The organism is Candidatus Zixiibacteriota bacterium (genome assembly GCA_017999435.1).
In the GTDB taxonomy this organism is placed as follows: Bacteria; Zixibacteria; MSB-5A5; order GN15; family FEB-12; genus JAGNLV01.
Genome location: JAGNLV010000001.1, coordinates 63,288 through 77,317 on the forward strand (window position 1 = coordinate 63,288; position 14,030 = coordinate 77,317).

A 14,030-nucleotide genomic window follows, 5' to 3' on the forward strand; every position below is an offset into this window, starting at 1 on the left:
CGGGATATTATTCCGATAACGATAGAAGAGTAAGTGTCCAATAATCAGCCCCCTGCAGGAGGTAGATTCCATGAACCAACTCCGCAACCGGCGCGGCTTCACGCTGATCGAGCTCGTCATCATCATCGTGATCCTCGGCATCCTCGCCGCCGTCGCCATCCCGAAATACCAGGATCTTTCGGGCGAAGCCCGCGAGGCGTCGGCCCGCAGTGCCCTCGGCTCGATGCGGTCCGCGGTCACCATCTTCTACGCCAACCAGGCCGTCCAGACCGGCACCGCCACCTGGCCCTCGCTGGCCGATCTGCAGACCCGCGGCACGGTCATGGCGCAGGGCCTGCCGCCGAACCCGTATCAGTCCAATGCACCCGACTCGGTCGTCGACGGCACCGGCCAGGTGCGCGGCACTGTCATCGGCAACCGCGGCGGGTGGGTTTATGACCCGGTCTCCGGCGAGCTCTGGGCCAACACCGACACCCACGACGAAAATGAGTGGTGAGCGCATCCGGCCCGACCCCGCCCGCTCCGATCGACGGCTCAGTGTTCATCCAGCCGGCTTCACGCTGGTCGAACTGGTCATAATCATCGTCATCCTCGGGATTCTCGCCGCCGTGGCCATCCCGCAGCTCGCCGACATGAGCGGGAGCGCTAAAACGGCGGCCACCCGAAAGGAAATGGGCGAGCTGCGGCGGGCGCTGGTCGGCTCGCCTGAGATTGTCGCCGGCGGCCGGCCGGTGGCCGCTGGCTTCCAGGGAGATGTCGGCCGGTTGCCCGGACGGCTGAGTGATCTAACGGTCCGGCCCGACTCGGTCCCGCCGTACGATCGGCTCGCCCGGTACGGCTGGAACGGCCCGTACATCGACCCCTCCGGCGGAAATTACCTCAGCGATGCCTGGGGCGTACCGTATGTGTACGACCCGGACGCCCGGATCCTCCTCTCCGTCGGGGGCGGAGACACTCTTCGCGTGACGTTGTGACACCGCTATGCGCTCGCTACTGAAGAAGTTCACCGCCGGCGCACACGCGCCCTCCTCCCCGGCCTCTACCGGCCCGGCGGAACGCCCCCTTGCGCCCCGCGGCCGCTTTCTGATCGGGCGTACGCTCGCCGGGCGGGTCAGCGATGATGCCCTGTCCCTGGCGGCTGTCCGCCACTTCGGTGCCCGGCGGATTGTTACCGACGTCCTTCATGCGGATCTCCCGCCGGGCGCACTTCCCGAGGCCGGTTCCGAGTTCGCAATCTCGCAGGTCGCCGACTTCTGGAGCCGGCACGGCGGGCGCGGCGCCCGCTTCGCAGCCTGCGTCGCCGGGGACGGCGTCACGGTCCGGACGTTCTGCCTGCCCCGAATGAGTCGGGCCGATCTGGCCTCAGCCGTCGAGATTGAGGCCAGCCGCCAGATCCCTTTCCCGGTCGGCGAGTTCACCTGCGGTTTTCGCCCGGTGGCGCGACTCGAGGGCGAGGGCGGGGGCCGGTGCAGGGTGGCGCTGCTTGCGGCCACGCACCGGCTCCTCCGCCAGGCACTCGTTCCCCTGGAACAGGCCGCGGTTCCGGTTCAGGCCGTGTATGCCGGAGCGCAAGCGGTCGGCGTGCTCCTGACCGCGCTGCCGAATTTTGACCCCGACCGCATCTACACGCTGGTGCGTCTCGGACTGCGCGAGAGTGAAACAGCCTTCTACCGGGCCGGCAATCTCGAATTCTCCCACCACGGCGGCACCGGCACGGCGATGCTGGGGACGGCGGGCGACGAGGCGCGGCGGGAGTTCTTCGCCGAAACGCTGGCCTCGGAGATCCAGACGTCGCTCGATTATTTCGCGGGCCAGCACCTGCGCCTCCACGAGCCGGAGGTGTTTGTTTACGGCGGCGCGGCCGGCCACACCCGCCTGCTGAGGCTGTTGTCCGAGCGGCTGGGATGCCCCGTGGAGCCGTTTCCGCTCGACCGTCTCGCGGGGATCCGCCTGGCCGGCCATATCGAACGCGACGTCGCACTGGCCGCTCTGCCGGCGATCGCGGCCGCCCTCTGCCGCTCCGACCTGGTCAACCTCCTGCCCCCGGATCGCCGGGCCGAGTGGCGCCGGCGGCGGGTCGATGCCCTCGGCCGGACCGCCGTCGCCGCCGTCCTGCTTTTCCTGGCCGCGGGCGGGGGATTCCTCTACCACGATCTCCACGTGCAGCAGGAGACCGACCTCGCCCTCCGGCAGCAATTGGCTCTCTATGAAAACTCGGGAGCGTACCGCGCGCTGAGCAGCCTGCGGACCCGTTTGGCCGCCGCCGACTCCTACCTCAAGGCGAGCGCGAAGAATCCGACCTCGCTGGCCCTCAATCTAAAAGAGCTTTCGCATCTGACGCCGCCCGAAGTGCGGCTGACGCGCTACGACTTCACCCCCGCCGCCGCGGGGGCCAACCTCCGCCTGTCCGGCGTCGTCACATCTTCCGATGTGCCTCCCGAGGTAGTTTTGGCGGCCTTCGTCGATCGGCTGAACGCGGGCCGCTTCTTCGACAGCGTGACGGTCGAACGCCACGTCAAGCGCCGTCAGGACGAAACATTCATCCTCGAATTTCAGCTCGCGCTGCGGGGGCGCCTGTGAAACCGCGGGTCCTGATATACGGAGGAATTGCCCTGGCCCTGGTGGTGCTGTGGGCTTTCCTGGTGTACACGCCCTACCGTCACAAGGCGGCCTCGGCCCGGGCCGCGGTGAGAGACACCGAACGCCGGATAGACGAGGCGCACCGGCTCACCCTGCAGCTTCCGGCGTTTCTCAAGGCCGAGCAGACCGCCGAGTCGCTCCGCCTCGATCTTGACGCCCGGCTCTACGCGCACGCCGATGTGCTCGCGCTGGTCGACGATCTGGTGGCGCGCGCCGACCGGCACCGCCTGCGGGTGGCGGAAATCACCCCGCCCGTCGAGGAGCTGTTGCAGCTTGATCGCACCGCCGCCGCCGCCAGCCCGCCGTTTCTCAACCTCGAGATCACGGTGACGGGGGAGTTCGAGCAGCTCGGCCGGTTCGTGGCCGACGTGGAGGGGAGCGATTACGCCCGGGGTATCAACCGGTGCATCATTGCCGGCGCTCCCGACGGTTCCGCGCCGCTCTCCCTGCAGCTCGGTCTTCGGGCGCTGCTGGGCTCGAGGGGAGGCAGCGCATGAGCCCCGCCCGCCGCCGCCTGTTTCTGTACGTCCTGCTCGGCCTGGCGGTCGTGTGGGGTGCCTACAGTTTTCGCAGGCCGCGCCCGATCGCGACGCCGCCGCCGGCGACCGGCGCTGCCGCGGACACTGCGGTTGTCCCGCGCTCCGATCCGCCGGCGCGTCAGAGCGACGTGTCCTCCCTTGCCGCGCGGCCCTGGGGGGAGGATCCCTTCCGGGTGCGGGTTCGCCGCACCGATCGGGAACCCGCCGCCCCCGCCCCGTCCTGGCGGCTGTCCGGCATTGTGTACTCCGAGAATCACCCGCTGGCGATTATCAACAGCCGGCCCGTCGGGGTCGGCGACCGTGTGGACGGCGCCGTGGTGATCGATATCAACAAGCGGCAGGTGACGCTGGAGGCCGACGGTCGGCGCTTCCAGATCAACGTCGCCGCCAAAGGATAGCCATATGCTTACGCGCACGATGTTTGTCTGTCTTTGCCTGGGGGCCGCGCCGGCGGCCGGTGCGGAGGTCACGCCCGACTCTGCCCAACTGCTCACCCTCAGCCTTGAAAACGTCGCCGTTGCCGACGTCCTCAACCTGATCGCCGTCCAGAACGGCCTCAACCTTGTCGTTTCCGGCGAGGTCACCGGGACCGTGTCGCTCCGGCTGGAGGAGGTATCCTGGACCAGCGCCCTGGACGCTATCCTGCTGCCGATGGGCTACAATTATTTCGTGCGCGGCGAAGTTATCATCGTCAAACCGTTCGACCAGGTCTCCCCCGGCGAGCTTGACACCCGCACCGTGACCCTGCGCTTTCTGGATCCGGTGACGGCGAAGAAGGCGCTCGAACCCCTGAAATCGGCGCAGGGGCAGATCATTGTCCTGGACAAATCCCCCTCGGCTGAAGCGGTCGCGCTCCCGGCGGCCGAGACCTACCGGCCCAACCGCCTCCTCCTGGCCGATTTCCCGTCGGTCGTGGACCGCATGCTGGCCGTGCTCGAGGAAATCGATCAGCCCGAACCGGTCGTCACCATTGAAGCCCGCATCATCGAAACCAACGTCGACGACGACACCAGGATCGGCTTCACCTGGCCGACCGTGCTGACCGCCACCCTCGGCGGCGATTCGGCCTCGACCGGCGGGTCCGGTCTGTCGGGTTCCTCGCTCGCCTGGGATCCCAACAACGGCGACCTCTCCTGGGCGCGGCTCTCCGCCGAGCAGGTCAGCGTCATGCTCCACCTGCTCGAGCAGGGCGGCAACAGCCGTCTCATTTCCGATCCGCACGTCACCACCCTGGCCAATCACGAGGCCGAGATCAAGATCCAAACCGTCATTCCCATCGCCACCATCAACCGCTTCACCGAAGGGGCGGTGATTCAGGATATCGTCACTTTCCAGGACGAGGAGGTCGGCATCTCCCTGCGCGTCACCCCGCGCGTCAACCGCGAGGGGATGATCACGATGGAAGTGATCCCGGTCGTTGAGGATATCATCGATTTCACGGGCCCGGTGGACAACCAGAAACCGATCACCACGGAGCGCTCGGTGCGGACGACGGTGGCTGTCGCCGAGGGAGAAACGCTTGCCCTGGGCGGGCTGCGCAAAGAGAGCGAGCTGAAGCAGAAACAGCGGGTGCCGCTGCTCGGCCGCATCCCGCTGCTGGGAAATCTCCTCTTTACCTACACGTCGAACGAAAAGAAGACGACCGACCTCATCATCTTGATAACGCCGCGCGTCCTTCCGTAAGTGGCCGTGCGCGGCCGACAAAGAACCGCCGCGCGCGCGAGAAGAGCAACTGAAGGGTGAGCACGAAGAGGCCGAGGTCGCGCACGAGCGTGGCCGCGGCCTCGTCGCCGGCCCCCACCGAGGCCTTGAAACAGCCGCACTGGATGTCCAGCCCCCGAATCGCCGCCGAGGCCAGCGCCGCCCCGAACATAACCGTCATCAGGAGCATCGACCACACCGTCCCCCGATACCAGACTCCGAGCACCAGGCACACCCCCGCGACCAGTTCCCACCAGGGCAGCACGATCGCCATCAGGTTGATCAGACTCCCCGGCACCATGTGGTAGTACCAGATGCTCTTGGCGAAATCCATCGGATTGATGATCTTGTAGTAGGACGCATAGATGAACACACCCCCCACGAACAGCCGGATGAGCAGCGTCAGATAGTCGTTGTCGATCAACCGTCGCATTTCGCCCTCCGTTCCATTTCCAGCCCGTTCTTCTCCCACTCCCGCGAGCCGCCGAAAAAAATCAGCAGGTCCGTGTAACCGACCGCCTGCAGGTTGCGGGCCAGGTGCAGCGAGAGGTCGCACTCCTCCCCCGAGCAGAACGTGATCAGCCGGGTGTCCCTGGGCGCTCCGGCCAGGGCGGAATCGAAATACGGGGTGAGATCCCCCTCGGGGAGTTCGTCAAACGGGATATTGACCGCGCCCGGGATTGTCCCGCAGGCGAATTCCTCCGGCGACCGCGCATCGATGAAAATCACGCCGCCGCCGGTATACTCGACATGGGCGACATCGATCCCGATATACGGGGGATCGCCCGGCGCATGCTCCGGCGGCTTGATCGGCCCGTCGCCCGATGACAACTCCCGCCATGTCCCGATGTACGGGATAGCGTGGGGCGAGACCAGATTGGCCGCCAGACCAAGAACCGCCGAGAGGGTGACGATGAAGATAAGTTGTCGTAACGCCATGCTGTCTGCTCGCTTGCGAGTCGGATTCCTTTGGTCGGTTATACAGACCAGCGGTCCGAAGGTTTGGCCTTTCGGACGACTACGAGATCGGCGCCTTCGGCCGCTTTGGCGGAAACAACGCTCCCCCGGTTCTCAAGTCAAGTTGAAACGCGCCCTGGCAGCGTCATCCATTCCGCGCGCCTCGGCGGTTCCTCTCCGGGCATCTGATTTGACTTGACTCAGCCGCGGCGGCCTCGTATCTTTCAGTCAAAGTCATAAACCTGACTGACGAAACGCAGGGCGGTGTCGGGGACAGCCTCGAGACCACTTCTTCTCGCCACAAGACGGTCCGCCCAACCGACGTCGAGCCAATTGCCCGGACTTCCGCCGTTACGGCATAGTCGCGGAGGCCGCTGTGGCTGCCATGTCCTGGTCCCGGTCCTTGGGCGGAGCGCAGGGTGTGCACCGGATCTCGTGCGTGCGCTTTTGCCTTCGGAGAGCAATCCCCGCTTCGTCGCCCGGCCCTTCCCCCCGGTGCTCCACATCTCCCAACCAGAGACGGGTGTTCTGCAGCGCGGGAGAGACGAGACCTGGGGCCGAAGCGCAGGCTTCAATGATCATGCCGAAATACCGCAGTCCGACCCACAATCAAACCGGGCCGCTTGGCCCAACAACGCAGGAGGCCTCTATGAAGGCAACGGTGTTATGGATCTTCATCATGCTCGCCGCAGTCTTACTCAGCGGCACGACCGGTTACACGCAGGTGCCCGGCACCATCAACTACCAGGGGAGACTCACCGGGACCGGCGGCGCCCCCCTTGACACCACGGTCAACATGGTTTTCACCATCTACACGGCCTCGAGCGGAGGTACGGCCTTGTGGACCGAGACTCGCACGGGAGTAGTCGTCGCCGACGGGCTGTTCAGCGTCGCCCTCGGATCGGTGAACCCCATCAACCTCTCGGTCTTTGGCGGGGCCGACCGCTGGCTGGGGATCAAGGTCGGGACGGACGCGGAGATGACCCCCCGGGCTCTGCTCTCAGCCGCTCCCTACGCCCAGGTGGCGTCGTGGGCCAAGACCTCGGACACGGCCGATTACGCCATGGCGGGCGCGGCCAGCGGCTGGACTGACAATGGTGCGAATGTCGTCCTGCAATCCTCGAGCGATAACGTCGGCATCGGCACCAATGCGCCGCAGTACAAACTGCACGTTGCGGGAACCATTCTGATGGATAACGCTGTCGACCAAGGCGTGGAACTGAGATTTGCCGAAAACGGACTCCGCAAATGGGGTATTTTCTATGCACCGAGCGATGGGCGCGATCTCAGCATCTACGATGACATGGGTAACCGCTACCTGATGACTTTCGACTCCGGTACCGGTTTTGTCGGTATCGGCACCAGGACCCCGACTGTGCCACTAGACGTAGCCGGTAAAATCAAGTGCAGCGATGACCTCTCAGCCACCGAGAGAATCTTCATCGATGGCGTCGGGGGGGACAACGCTGAGATGCGGCTCTTGGAAGATGGGGTAGGCAAATGGGGCATGTTCTTCCGTCCGAGCGATCACCGGAGACTAAGCATTTACGATGACATGGCCAATCGCTACGTCATGACGTTCGACTCCGGCACCGGCTTCGTGGGCATCGGCACAGGCACTCCCGTTGCCACCCTCGACGTCAACGGACGTGCCCGGGTGGCCTCGTCTCTTCTCGTCGGGGATACCATGACCTGCGATATCGTCAAGATCACCGGCGGCGCCGATCTCGCGGAGCCGTTTGATCTGCACAACGCCGAAACCATCCAGCCGGGCATGCTGCTGGTCATTGACCCGGCCAACCCCGGCAAACTCACGGTCGCAAATGCGCCTTATGATCACTGCGTTGCCGGCGTCGTGAGCGGCGCAGGGGGTATCGCCCCTGGCCTGGTGATGGGGCAAGCCGAGACGATTGCCTCGGGCAAGTATCCGGTGGCGATGACCGGGCGGGTGTATTGTTTGGCGGACGCCGACAGGGCGCCGATTCGCCCCGGGGATCTTCTCACGACCTCGGCGGTGCCGGGCCATGCCATGCGGGTCACCGATTTCGACCGAGCCCAGGGAGCAGTGATCGGCAAGGCGATGACGGCCCTCGAGAGCGGCCGCGGCCTCGTCCTCGTGCTCGTGAGCCTGCAGTAGGCGAGGAGAAAAAGCAATGACTATCACGAAACAGTCAATCTGCAAGGCTCCTCCCCTGCCATGGCTCCTTATCGCGCTGGCGCTGACGGTGACCGCGGTGACCACCAGTTGGAGTGTGCCGGCGGAGGATGTCCAGCGCGCGGCGGAAACCTGGGTGCGGTATGTGACGGCCCAGCCCAAGCCGGACGCGATGGTGATCCGGATGGAACCGTACGAGGCGGAGGGCGAGGTTGTCGCATATATCGCGCACCTGGCGGGCGGCGGTTACTGCCTCTGCTCCAATGATACGCTGTTGCTGCCGATCTACCTGTACAATCCGTCGGGGGAGTACGATCTGGAAGTGCCGGCGGTGCAGTGTATCCTCGAAGGTATTGCGGCCAAACACCGGACAATCAAGACGGGGGTCGAGCGCGATGACCCGGTGGTGATCGAGCGCCTCCCCGCACTGGTCCAGCGCGTGTCCGCGTGGCGCTCGCTGATCGCCGGACAGGTACCCTTGGGGTACGGGGTCTATGACGATCTGCGGGCTGACCCGGATTCTATGCGCCTGCCGCTCACGTGCAAGTGGGACCAGCCCTCGCCTTACAACGACTTTGCGCCGGTCCTTCACCCCGGAACCGATTCGCACTGTGTGGCCGGTTGCGCTCCGATTTCGGCAGCTCAACTGCTGTACTACTGGCAGTGGCCGACCACCGGAAGCGGGAGCAAAACGAAGTACTACCCGCGGCGCTATTCTCCCACGTGGGTGGAACGACCCTATCCCAATTCCATTACTGTTCCGGCAGGAATCCTCCATAACCGGTTTGAGTGGAGTTCAGCCGGCGGAGGGAAGATCCGCGGATGGGGTTACTGGGACTTCTACGTCAAGGACAAGGCATCCGAACTCAGTTCCGATCCGGCGTACCAAGCGGCGCTTGATGCCATGTTCTATGCCATCCCGGCGGACTCGGTACCGGTTTCGGCCAACTTTGGCGGGACCACGTACGATTGGGCGCTCATGGAGGATGTCCACACCGATGAAGTAGCCGATCCCGGTGACACCGCCGCCGCCTGGTTGTGCCGAGACGTCGCTATCGCCATAAGCGCGCGCTACGGCTACGGCGGGACGTCAGGGGCTGTTAGCCCGGACTCACTGCATAAGTACTTCTTGTATGGAACCGACGGCCATCACTTGCCTGTCAATGCGGACACGGCGAAGGCCGAGATTCGCTGGTTTCGCCCGGTGGTGGCTGAAGGATGCAGCCATTCGTGGCTCGTCTATGGCTACTATAACGCAACCGGCGAGTTCCTCCATAATCTCGGGTGGGGTCCTGACAACAGCGCCGCTCTGGGACCAATCGATTCAATCGTGCCCTGCACGACGGGGGGCGACTGGATGGCGACCATGATTGCCCCCGAAGACTATGTCCGGTTTGTCGGCAACACGATTGCCGGCGACGGGTCGCCGAATTCGCCCCACCTGAATATCGATGCAGCGCTGGCATCGGCCCCGGACGGCGCGACTCTTGTCTTCAAAGCCGGGACGACACACATATCCGCAGCGGCTGACCTAATCATCTCGCGTCCGCTGACCCTGAAGGGTTACAATGTCATTATCAAGGGCGCGGCGAAATCGCCCGGGCTCGGAAAGGGGGAACCCGAATGAAACGGCCAATCGGAAACTGGTGGTGGGTGCTCGGGGCGGCGCTCCTGCTGATGCCCCTCGCGGGCTTCATGCAGCCGACCGCGACGCCGCCGGCCCCGGACGCGTCAAGCGCACCTCTGCGCGACGCCGATGCCGTCGCCATCAACTGGCAGGTCGTGGCTTCCGGTGGGGGGCCGGGCGTCTCGGCCAACTTCCTGCTAAACGGGACAGTCGGCCAGACTGCAGTCGGCGCGGGCTCATCGGCGTCGTTCACGCTGAACCAGGGGTTCTGGCAGGATTTCGGCGGGGGGAGCGGCGGATGCTGCACGCTGCGCGGGGATTTCAATGATGACGGCTCGGTCAAAGTATCGGATCTGACCGCCCTCATCAACTACCTCTTCCGCGGCGGCCCGGCTCCGACTTGCCTCGACCACGGCGACACCAACGCCGACGGGGCGGTCAAGGTCTCGGACCTGACCCTGCTGATCAACTACCTGTTCCGCGGCGGTCCGGCCCCGGCGGCCTGTTAGGGTGCTGCGCGATCCACGATAGAAACGGGGCTCGTCGATCGGGACGAGCCCCGTACATTCGGTAGTTCGCAGTCGCGCAGGATCATCCGACCCCGCCGGAGACGTCATCTCATCAATGGGTTTGCTCGGCGCTGCGGGCAAATCGGGACGATATCAGAATGTAATGCCCGCACAGTATCTTTCCCACTACGGACGAGAACTTGGCCGGCGAAAGGACCTGTAGCCCGTAGGGGTGCCAGCAATCCTTCTCTCCCAGAGATGCGAACCGTTTGTCATCTTTGCTCTTCGGCATGAACCAGATCTCCCTATCTCGCTTATGAAGTCTCTTCCCCCTCTTTGGTTAGCGGCACTCTCACAATGCAACTTGTAACCGGGGAACAGCGGTGAAGCTATAGGGATTGTAGCTTACGACGAGAAAACCACCTCCTTGCGACTGCGATGACCTATGGCCTTTTACTACCTATATCTATCCATCAAAGGTGCTGGCGGGTACCTGTGATGTAATCGTCCCTCTATCTAGTAGGTATTTGACATACAGCTAGGACGTGAGAATCCTGTGTAATTTGTTTATTGCCCGATGCTTATAAATGTTCACCACCTGCTGTGTCACCCCGAGCAAATCGGCTATCTGGCGCTCCGTCTTCCCCGTCAGGTAGTGCTTAATGACCTGTTTCTGACGGTTGGACAGCGAGTGGTTGATGTGCCACTTGAGTTTCTCCCGCACCTGGTCGAGATTCTGCCGAATCATCTGCTCCGCCTCATCCGAATGATACGGCGAGGCTTCATTGGCAAATGATTCAAGAAACAGCCGGTCGACCGCCACTTCGGCAAAATCCGACTCCCGGGCCTGCATTGTCCCGCCTTCTGCTGGCTAATACTCCAGCTTGTGCTCGGCGCGAATGCGATTCAACTCCGCCAGCGAGATGCTGAACTTTCGCGCCGTTTCCTCGCGTATCTCCGCCAGGGCCACCTTTTGCTCGTACGTCGATAAGTCCTTCGGCAGACTCTGGAACTTCTGATTGTAGTACGCGAGAATGCGCTCGTGTTGAGAGCTTTTTTGCGCCGAGGCGCCTTCGGCAGCCGCGCCGGCGCCGCTCGATTTCGGCTTGGCTGCCGTTGTCCGGCTCGATTTCAGTTGGGCTCTGGTTTTTTCGAGCGCGGTGGAGAGGGTATCGATCGTTCCCCCCAGCGAGTCAACCAGTTTCTGATAGACCGCATCCCGGGTCATGAGCGTCTCGCCAAACGCCAACTCCTTCTCCCCCATCGCGGTCCGAAGCGACTCGGCCTCCTGCCGACTGGTCGCCAGCTCTTTGCCGACTTCCTGCCGCCCGGCTGCATAGGCAAGTTGCTGCTTGTCGTGTTCGCGCGAGACTTTCAAATAGCTGACCCAGAGGATGACGGCCACCAGAAAGACGGAAAAAATCGCTCTAATCATTGTCGACTCACCGATTGACGGAGCCCCATCAAGTTGTTTGGAAACAGGTTATCGGGGCTGACCTGAAGTGTCAAGTTTGAACTTGGGAAATGGAAACCGGCGGCGCAAAAAACGAGCCCCTACCGTTTCAGGCGCAGAGTGAGATATATCCAGGGCCGAATCATCGACCACCACCCGACCAGGGGCCGTATCTTGGAGTAATCCCGGCCGCTCTCGGGGTAGACCATCGACACCGGCGCCTCGACCACCCGCCACCCCCGTTTCACCGCTTTCCAGTGCAGGTAGTATTCCATTTCGTACCGCCCCAGCCAGTCCTGCTCAATGTTGATCTCGGGGTCATCGACCACGGCCAGCCGGTAGGCCCGAAACCCGCAGGTGATGTCGCTGTGCCGTTTGCCCAGCAGGAGCGAGGTCGCGAGCGTGAAAGCCTTGATCCCCAGGTGCCGCCCCAGGGGCAAATTCGGGCTGTCCCCTCCGAGCAGGTAGCGCGAGCCCTGGACATAGTCCGCCCGCCCGCTCAGAATCGGATCGATCAGCCGGGGGATTTCCTCCGGCTGCATTTTCCCGTTGCCGGCCATGATCACCAGCACGTCGTAGCCGTGCTCTCGGCAATACCGCACGGCAGAGCGAATGCCCGCCCCCACGCCGCGGTTCTCGCCGTGTCGGATTACCGGAAAGCCGGCCTTGACCAGGTAATCAGCCGAGCCGTCGGTTGAACCGTCGTCGACAAACAGCACGTCATACCGGCGCTCGCGGGGAAACCGCGCGGCCAGTTGCATGAGTCTGTCCCCTTCGTTGTAGGTCAATACGGCCGCGAGGATGCGGCGATGGGTGTCGCGAGCGTCCATAGGATCGGTCTTACGATGCGCAGACGAGGCGTTCTCCTTCCCGCCGGTAGACGAGCCCGCAGGCGCACCGGATGGCGTCCGGGTCGGGGCCAACCTCCAGCCTTTGCGCACACCGGCAGACGTACCCGATCAGTCGCGCCGGGTTGCCGTACCAGAGGGTGAAATCGGGCGCATCTTTGGTCAGCACGGCCCCGGCTCCGATCATCGCCCACTGCCCGATTGTGTGCCCGGCGACGATCACCGCGTTGGCGCCGATTGTCGCCCCGCGCTGCACGAGCGTCCGGGCGACCTCGGCGTGGTACACTTTGCTCCGGGGGTACACGTCGTTGGTAAACACGGCGTTGGGGCCGACAAAGACGTCGTCTTCGAGCACCACGCCCTCCCAGACCGCCACGCCGTTCTTGATCGTCACGCGGTCCCCGATCACCGCTCCGCGCTCGACGAAGCAGTGGTCGCAGACGTTGCAGTCGGCCCCGATCGTGACCCCGGCCTGGACGTTGCAGAAGGCCCAGATCCGGGTTCCGGCGCCGATCCGGTCGGTCGCCACCAGCGCGGTCGGATGCACCGTGTAGCCTCGGTCCGCCATCGTCACCGCACCTCGATCAGTTTGCCGTTGGCGCGGATCGACTTGTTGGCGGCCTCGAGAATGCGGACGACGCGCAGCCCGGCGCGGCCGTCGGTCATCGGCGCCCGGTTCTCGTTGACCGCATTGTAGAATTCGGCGGTCACTTTCCGCAGCGCCTCCGTGAGCTCGACTTTCGGCGCCCACATGTCGCCGGTGCGGTACTCGATGAGGATGTTGTAGATCTGGTCTTTGTCGCGGACGAAGTCGATCCCCCGGTCGTACACTTTCACTTTCTCCGAGGGCTCCATGTCGTCGTAGATCACCATTTTCTTCGACCCCGACAGGAGCGTCTTGCGCACTTTCACCGGCGCCAGCCAGTTGACGTGGATGTGCCCGAGCAGGTTGTGGTCGTAGAACGTGGTCACGTAGGCGATGTTCTCGAGATCGCGGTCGAAGTGGGCCACGCCGGTCGCCGAAATCGCCCTGGGATCCCGTCCCAGCAGGTAATCCATGATCGACACGTCGTGAGCCGCGAGATCCCAGATGACGTTGACGTCGTGCTGGAACAGCCCGAGATTGACCCGCACCGAGTCGAAATAGTACAGCTCGCCCAGCTCCCCGCCGTCAACCAGCCGCTTGATCGTCTGCACCGCCCCGGTGTAGAGGAAGGTGTGGTCGACGAAGAGGCGAAGGTTTTTGCGCTCGGCGGTCTCGATGAGCCGTTCGGCCTGCTCGACTGTGGCCGTGAAGGGCTTCTCGAGAAACACGTGTTTGCCCGCCTCCAGCGCGTCCATGGCCAGGGCAAAGTGCGACGACACCGGCGTGGCGATCACGACGGCGTCGATTTCGGGCGCCCGGATCACCTCCCCGGCATCGGCCGAACACCGGGTGATCGTGGGGTACTGCCGGGCGATCAGATTGAGCCGTTCGCGGCGCAGGTCGGCGATCGCCTGCACCTTCATCTCGGGGTGGGCCGCGATGTTCCGGATGAGATTCGGTCCCCAGTAGCCGCAGCCGATGACGCCTACCTGCATGGCCATTGGTCCCTTCGCTT

At 64.0% G+C, this 14,030-nt stretch carries 15 protein-coding genes and 1 pseudogene; 9 read left to right on the forward strand and 7 right to left on the reverse strand.

Annotated features, from left to right (window positions below; genetic code table 11):
* Positions 1-70 precede the first annotated feature (70 nt).
* The 6 genes and pseudogenes from KA261_00275 (at position 71) to KA261_00300 (ending at position 4,862) form a co-directional block, all read left to right on the forward strand.
* Positions 71-202 (forward strand): annotated as a pseudogene (locus KA261_00275) (prepilin-type N-terminal cleavage/methylation domain-containing protein).
* A 283-nt stretch (positions 203-485) separates the two neighbouring features.
* Complete coding sequence (locus KA261_00280; GenBank protein ID MBP7696219.1) at positions 486-974, forward strand: prepilin-type N-terminal cleavage/methylation domain-containing protein; 489 nt, start codon at positions 486-488, stop codon at positions 972-974.
* Between the two features lie 7 nt (positions 975-981).
* A complete protein-coding gene (gene pilM, locus KA261_00285) occupies positions 982-2,580 on the forward strand; it encodes a pilus assembly protein PilM (protein ID MBP7696220.1) in 1,599 nt (532 codons plus the stop codon).
* Positions 2,577-3,137 carry a hypothetical protein gene (locus KA261_00290; GenBank protein MBP7696221.1) on the forward strand — a complete coding sequence of 187 codons (561 nt, stop codon included), beginning with the start codon at positions 2,577-2,579 and terminating at the stop codon, positions 3,135-3,137. Before pilM ends, KA261_00290 begins: the two co-directional genes overlap by 4 nt.
* Positions 3,134-3,577 carry a hypothetical protein gene (locus KA261_00295; protein MBP7696222.1) on the forward strand — a complete coding sequence of 148 codons (444 nt, stop codon included), beginning with the start codon at positions 3,134-3,136 and terminating at the stop codon, positions 3,575-3,577. Before KA261_00290 ends, KA261_00295 begins: the two co-directional genes overlap by 4 nt.
* Positions 3,578-3,581: 4 nt before the next feature.
* Positions 3,582-4,862 (forward strand): hypothetical protein, encoded by a 1,281-nt coding sequence (locus KA261_00300; GenBank protein MBP7696223.1) that lies wholly within the window; start codon positions 3,582-3,584, stop codon positions 4,860-4,862.
* Here the strand turns inward: KA261_00300 and KA261_00305 are convergent.
* On the reverse strand, positions 4,831-5,313 hold the full coding sequence (locus KA261_00305) for a DoxX family membrane protein (GenBank protein ID MBP7696224.1): 483 nt from the start codon (positions 5,311-5,313) through the stop codon (positions 4,831-4,833). The two genes, KA261_00300 and KA261_00305, sit on opposite strands and share 32 nt — an antisense overlap.
* Positions 5,301-5,819, reverse strand: coding sequence for a rhodanese-like domain-containing protein (locus KA261_00310; protein MBP7696225.1), 519 nt, complete (start codon positions 5,817-5,819; stop codon positions 5,301-5,303). The genes KA261_00305 and KA261_00310 overlap by 13 nt, the downstream gene beginning before the upstream one ends.
* 667 nt (positions 5,820-6,486) lie before the next feature.
* Here KA261_00310 and KA261_00315 point away from each other — a divergent pair.
* The 3 genes from KA261_00315 to KA261_00325 are packed head-to-tail and all read left to right on the forward strand — an operon-like array spanning position 6,487 to position 10,128.
* A complete protein-coding gene (locus tag KA261_00315) occupies positions 6,487-7,974 on the forward strand; it encodes a hypothetical protein (protein ID MBP7696226.1) in 1,488 nt (495 codons plus the stop codon).
* Between the two features lie 16 nt (positions 7,975-7,990).
* The gene (locus KA261_00320; GenBank protein MBP7696227.1) at positions 7,991-9,619 is read left to right on the forward strand and encodes a C10 family peptidase; all 1,629 of its coding nucleotides are present in this window, start codon (positions 7,991-7,993) and stop codon (positions 9,617-9,619) included.
* Positions 9,616-10,128 carry a hypothetical protein gene (locus KA261_00325; GenBank protein ID MBP7696228.1) on the forward strand — a complete coding sequence of 171 codons (513 nt, stop codon included), beginning with the start codon at positions 9,616-9,618 and terminating at the stop codon, positions 10,126-10,128. Before KA261_00320 ends, KA261_00325 begins: the two co-directional genes overlap by 4 nt.
* A 538-nt stretch (positions 10,129-10,666) precedes the next feature.
* Here the strand turns inward: KA261_00325 and KA261_00330 are convergent.
* The 5 genes from KA261_00330 to KA261_00350 all read right to left on the reverse strand — a co-directional run bounded on the left by KA261_00330 (position 10,667) and on the right by KA261_00350 (position 14,016).
* Positions 10,667-10,981 carry a response regulator transcription factor gene (locus tag KA261_00330; protein ID MBP7696229.1) on the reverse strand — a complete coding sequence of 105 codons (315 nt, stop codon included), beginning with the start codon at positions 10,979-10,981 and terminating at the stop codon, positions 10,667-10,669.
* Positions 10,982-10,999: 18 nt separating this feature from the next.
* Positions 11,000-11,563 carry a hypothetical protein gene (locus KA261_00335; protein ID MBP7696230.1) on the reverse strand — a complete coding sequence of 188 codons (564 nt, stop codon included), beginning with the start codon at positions 11,561-11,563 and terminating at the stop codon, positions 11,000-11,002.
* Positions 11,564-11,682: 119 nt separating this feature from the next.
* Positions 11,683-12,411 (reverse strand): glycosyltransferase family 2 protein, encoded by a 729-nt coding sequence (locus KA261_00340; protein ID MBP7696231.1) that lies wholly within the window; start codon positions 12,409-12,411, stop codon positions 11,683-11,685.
* A 10-nt stretch (positions 12,412-12,421) separates the two neighbouring features.
* The gene (locus KA261_00345; protein MBP7696232.1) at positions 12,422-12,997 is read right to left on the reverse strand and encodes an N-acetyltransferase; all 576 of its coding nucleotides are present in this window, start codon (positions 12,995-12,997) and stop codon (positions 12,422-12,424) included.
* Positions 12,998-12,999: 2 nt separating this feature from the next.
* A complete protein-coding gene (locus KA261_00350; protein ID MBP7696233.1) occupies positions 13,000-14,016 on the reverse strand; it encodes a Gfo/Idh/MocA family oxidoreductase in 1,017 nt (338 codons plus the stop codon).
* Positions 14,017-14,030: the final 14 nt, after the last annotated feature.

What these genes read in the sequence shown, in the direction of transcription:
- KA261_00295 (MBP7696222.1), top strand. Translation starts at nt 3,134, where the DNA reads ATGAGCCCCGCCCGCCGCCGCCTGTTTCTGTACGTCCTGCTCGGCCTG.
- KA261_00335 (MBP7696230.1), bottom strand. Translation starts at nt 11,563, where the DNA reads ATGATTAGAGCGATTTTTTCCGTCTTTCTGGTGGCCGTCATCCTCTGG.
- KA261_00350 (MBP7696233.1), bottom strand. Translation starts at nt 14,016, where the DNA reads ATGGCCATGCAGGTAGGCGTCATCGGCTGCGGCTACTGGGGACCGAAT.
- KA261_00320 (MBP7696227.1), top strand. Translation starts at nt 7,991, where the DNA reads ATGACTATCACGAAACAGTCAATCTGCAAGGCTCCTCCCCTGCCATGG.
- KA261_00330 (MBP7696229.1), bottom strand. Translation starts at nt 10,981, where the DNA reads ATGCAGGCCCGGGAGTCGGATTTTGCCGAAGTGGCGGTCGACCGGCTG.
- KA261_00310 (MBP7696225.1), bottom strand. Translation starts at nt 5,819, where the DNA reads ATGGCGTTACGACAACTTATCTTCATCGTCACCCTCTCGGCGGTTCTT.
- KA261_00315 (MBP7696226.1), top strand. Translation starts at nt 6,487, where the DNA reads ATGAAGGCAACGGTGTTATGGATCTTCATCATGCTCGCCGCAGTCTTA.
- KA261_00300 (MBP7696223.1), top strand. Translation starts at nt 3,582, where the DNA reads ATGCTTACGCGCACGATGTTTGTCTGTCTTTGCCTGGGGGCCGCGCCG.
- KA261_00280 (MBP7696219.1), top strand. Translation starts at nt 486, where the DNA reads ATGAGTGGTGAGCGCATCCGGCCCGACCCCGCCCGCTCCGATCGACGG.
- KA261_00325 (MBP7696228.1), top strand. Translation starts at nt 9,616, where the DNA reads ATGAAACGGCCAATCGGAAACTGGTGGTGGGTGCTCGGGGCGGCGCTC.
- KA261_00305 (MBP7696224.1), bottom strand. Translation starts at nt 5,313, where the DNA reads ATGCGACGGTTGATCGACAACGACTATCTGACGCTGCTCATCCGGCTG.
- KA261_00345 (MBP7696232.1), bottom strand. Translation starts at nt 12,997, where the DNA reads ATGGCGGACCGAGGCTACACGGTGCATCCGACCGCGCTGGTGGCGACC.
- KA261_00340 (MBP7696231.1), bottom strand. Translation starts at nt 12,411, where the DNA reads ATGGACGCTCGCGACACCCATCGCCGCATCCTCGCGGCCGTATTGACC.
- pilM (MBP7696220.1), top strand. Translation starts at nt 982, where the DNA reads ATGCGCTCGCTACTGAAGAAGTTCACCGCCGGCGCACACGCGCCCTCC.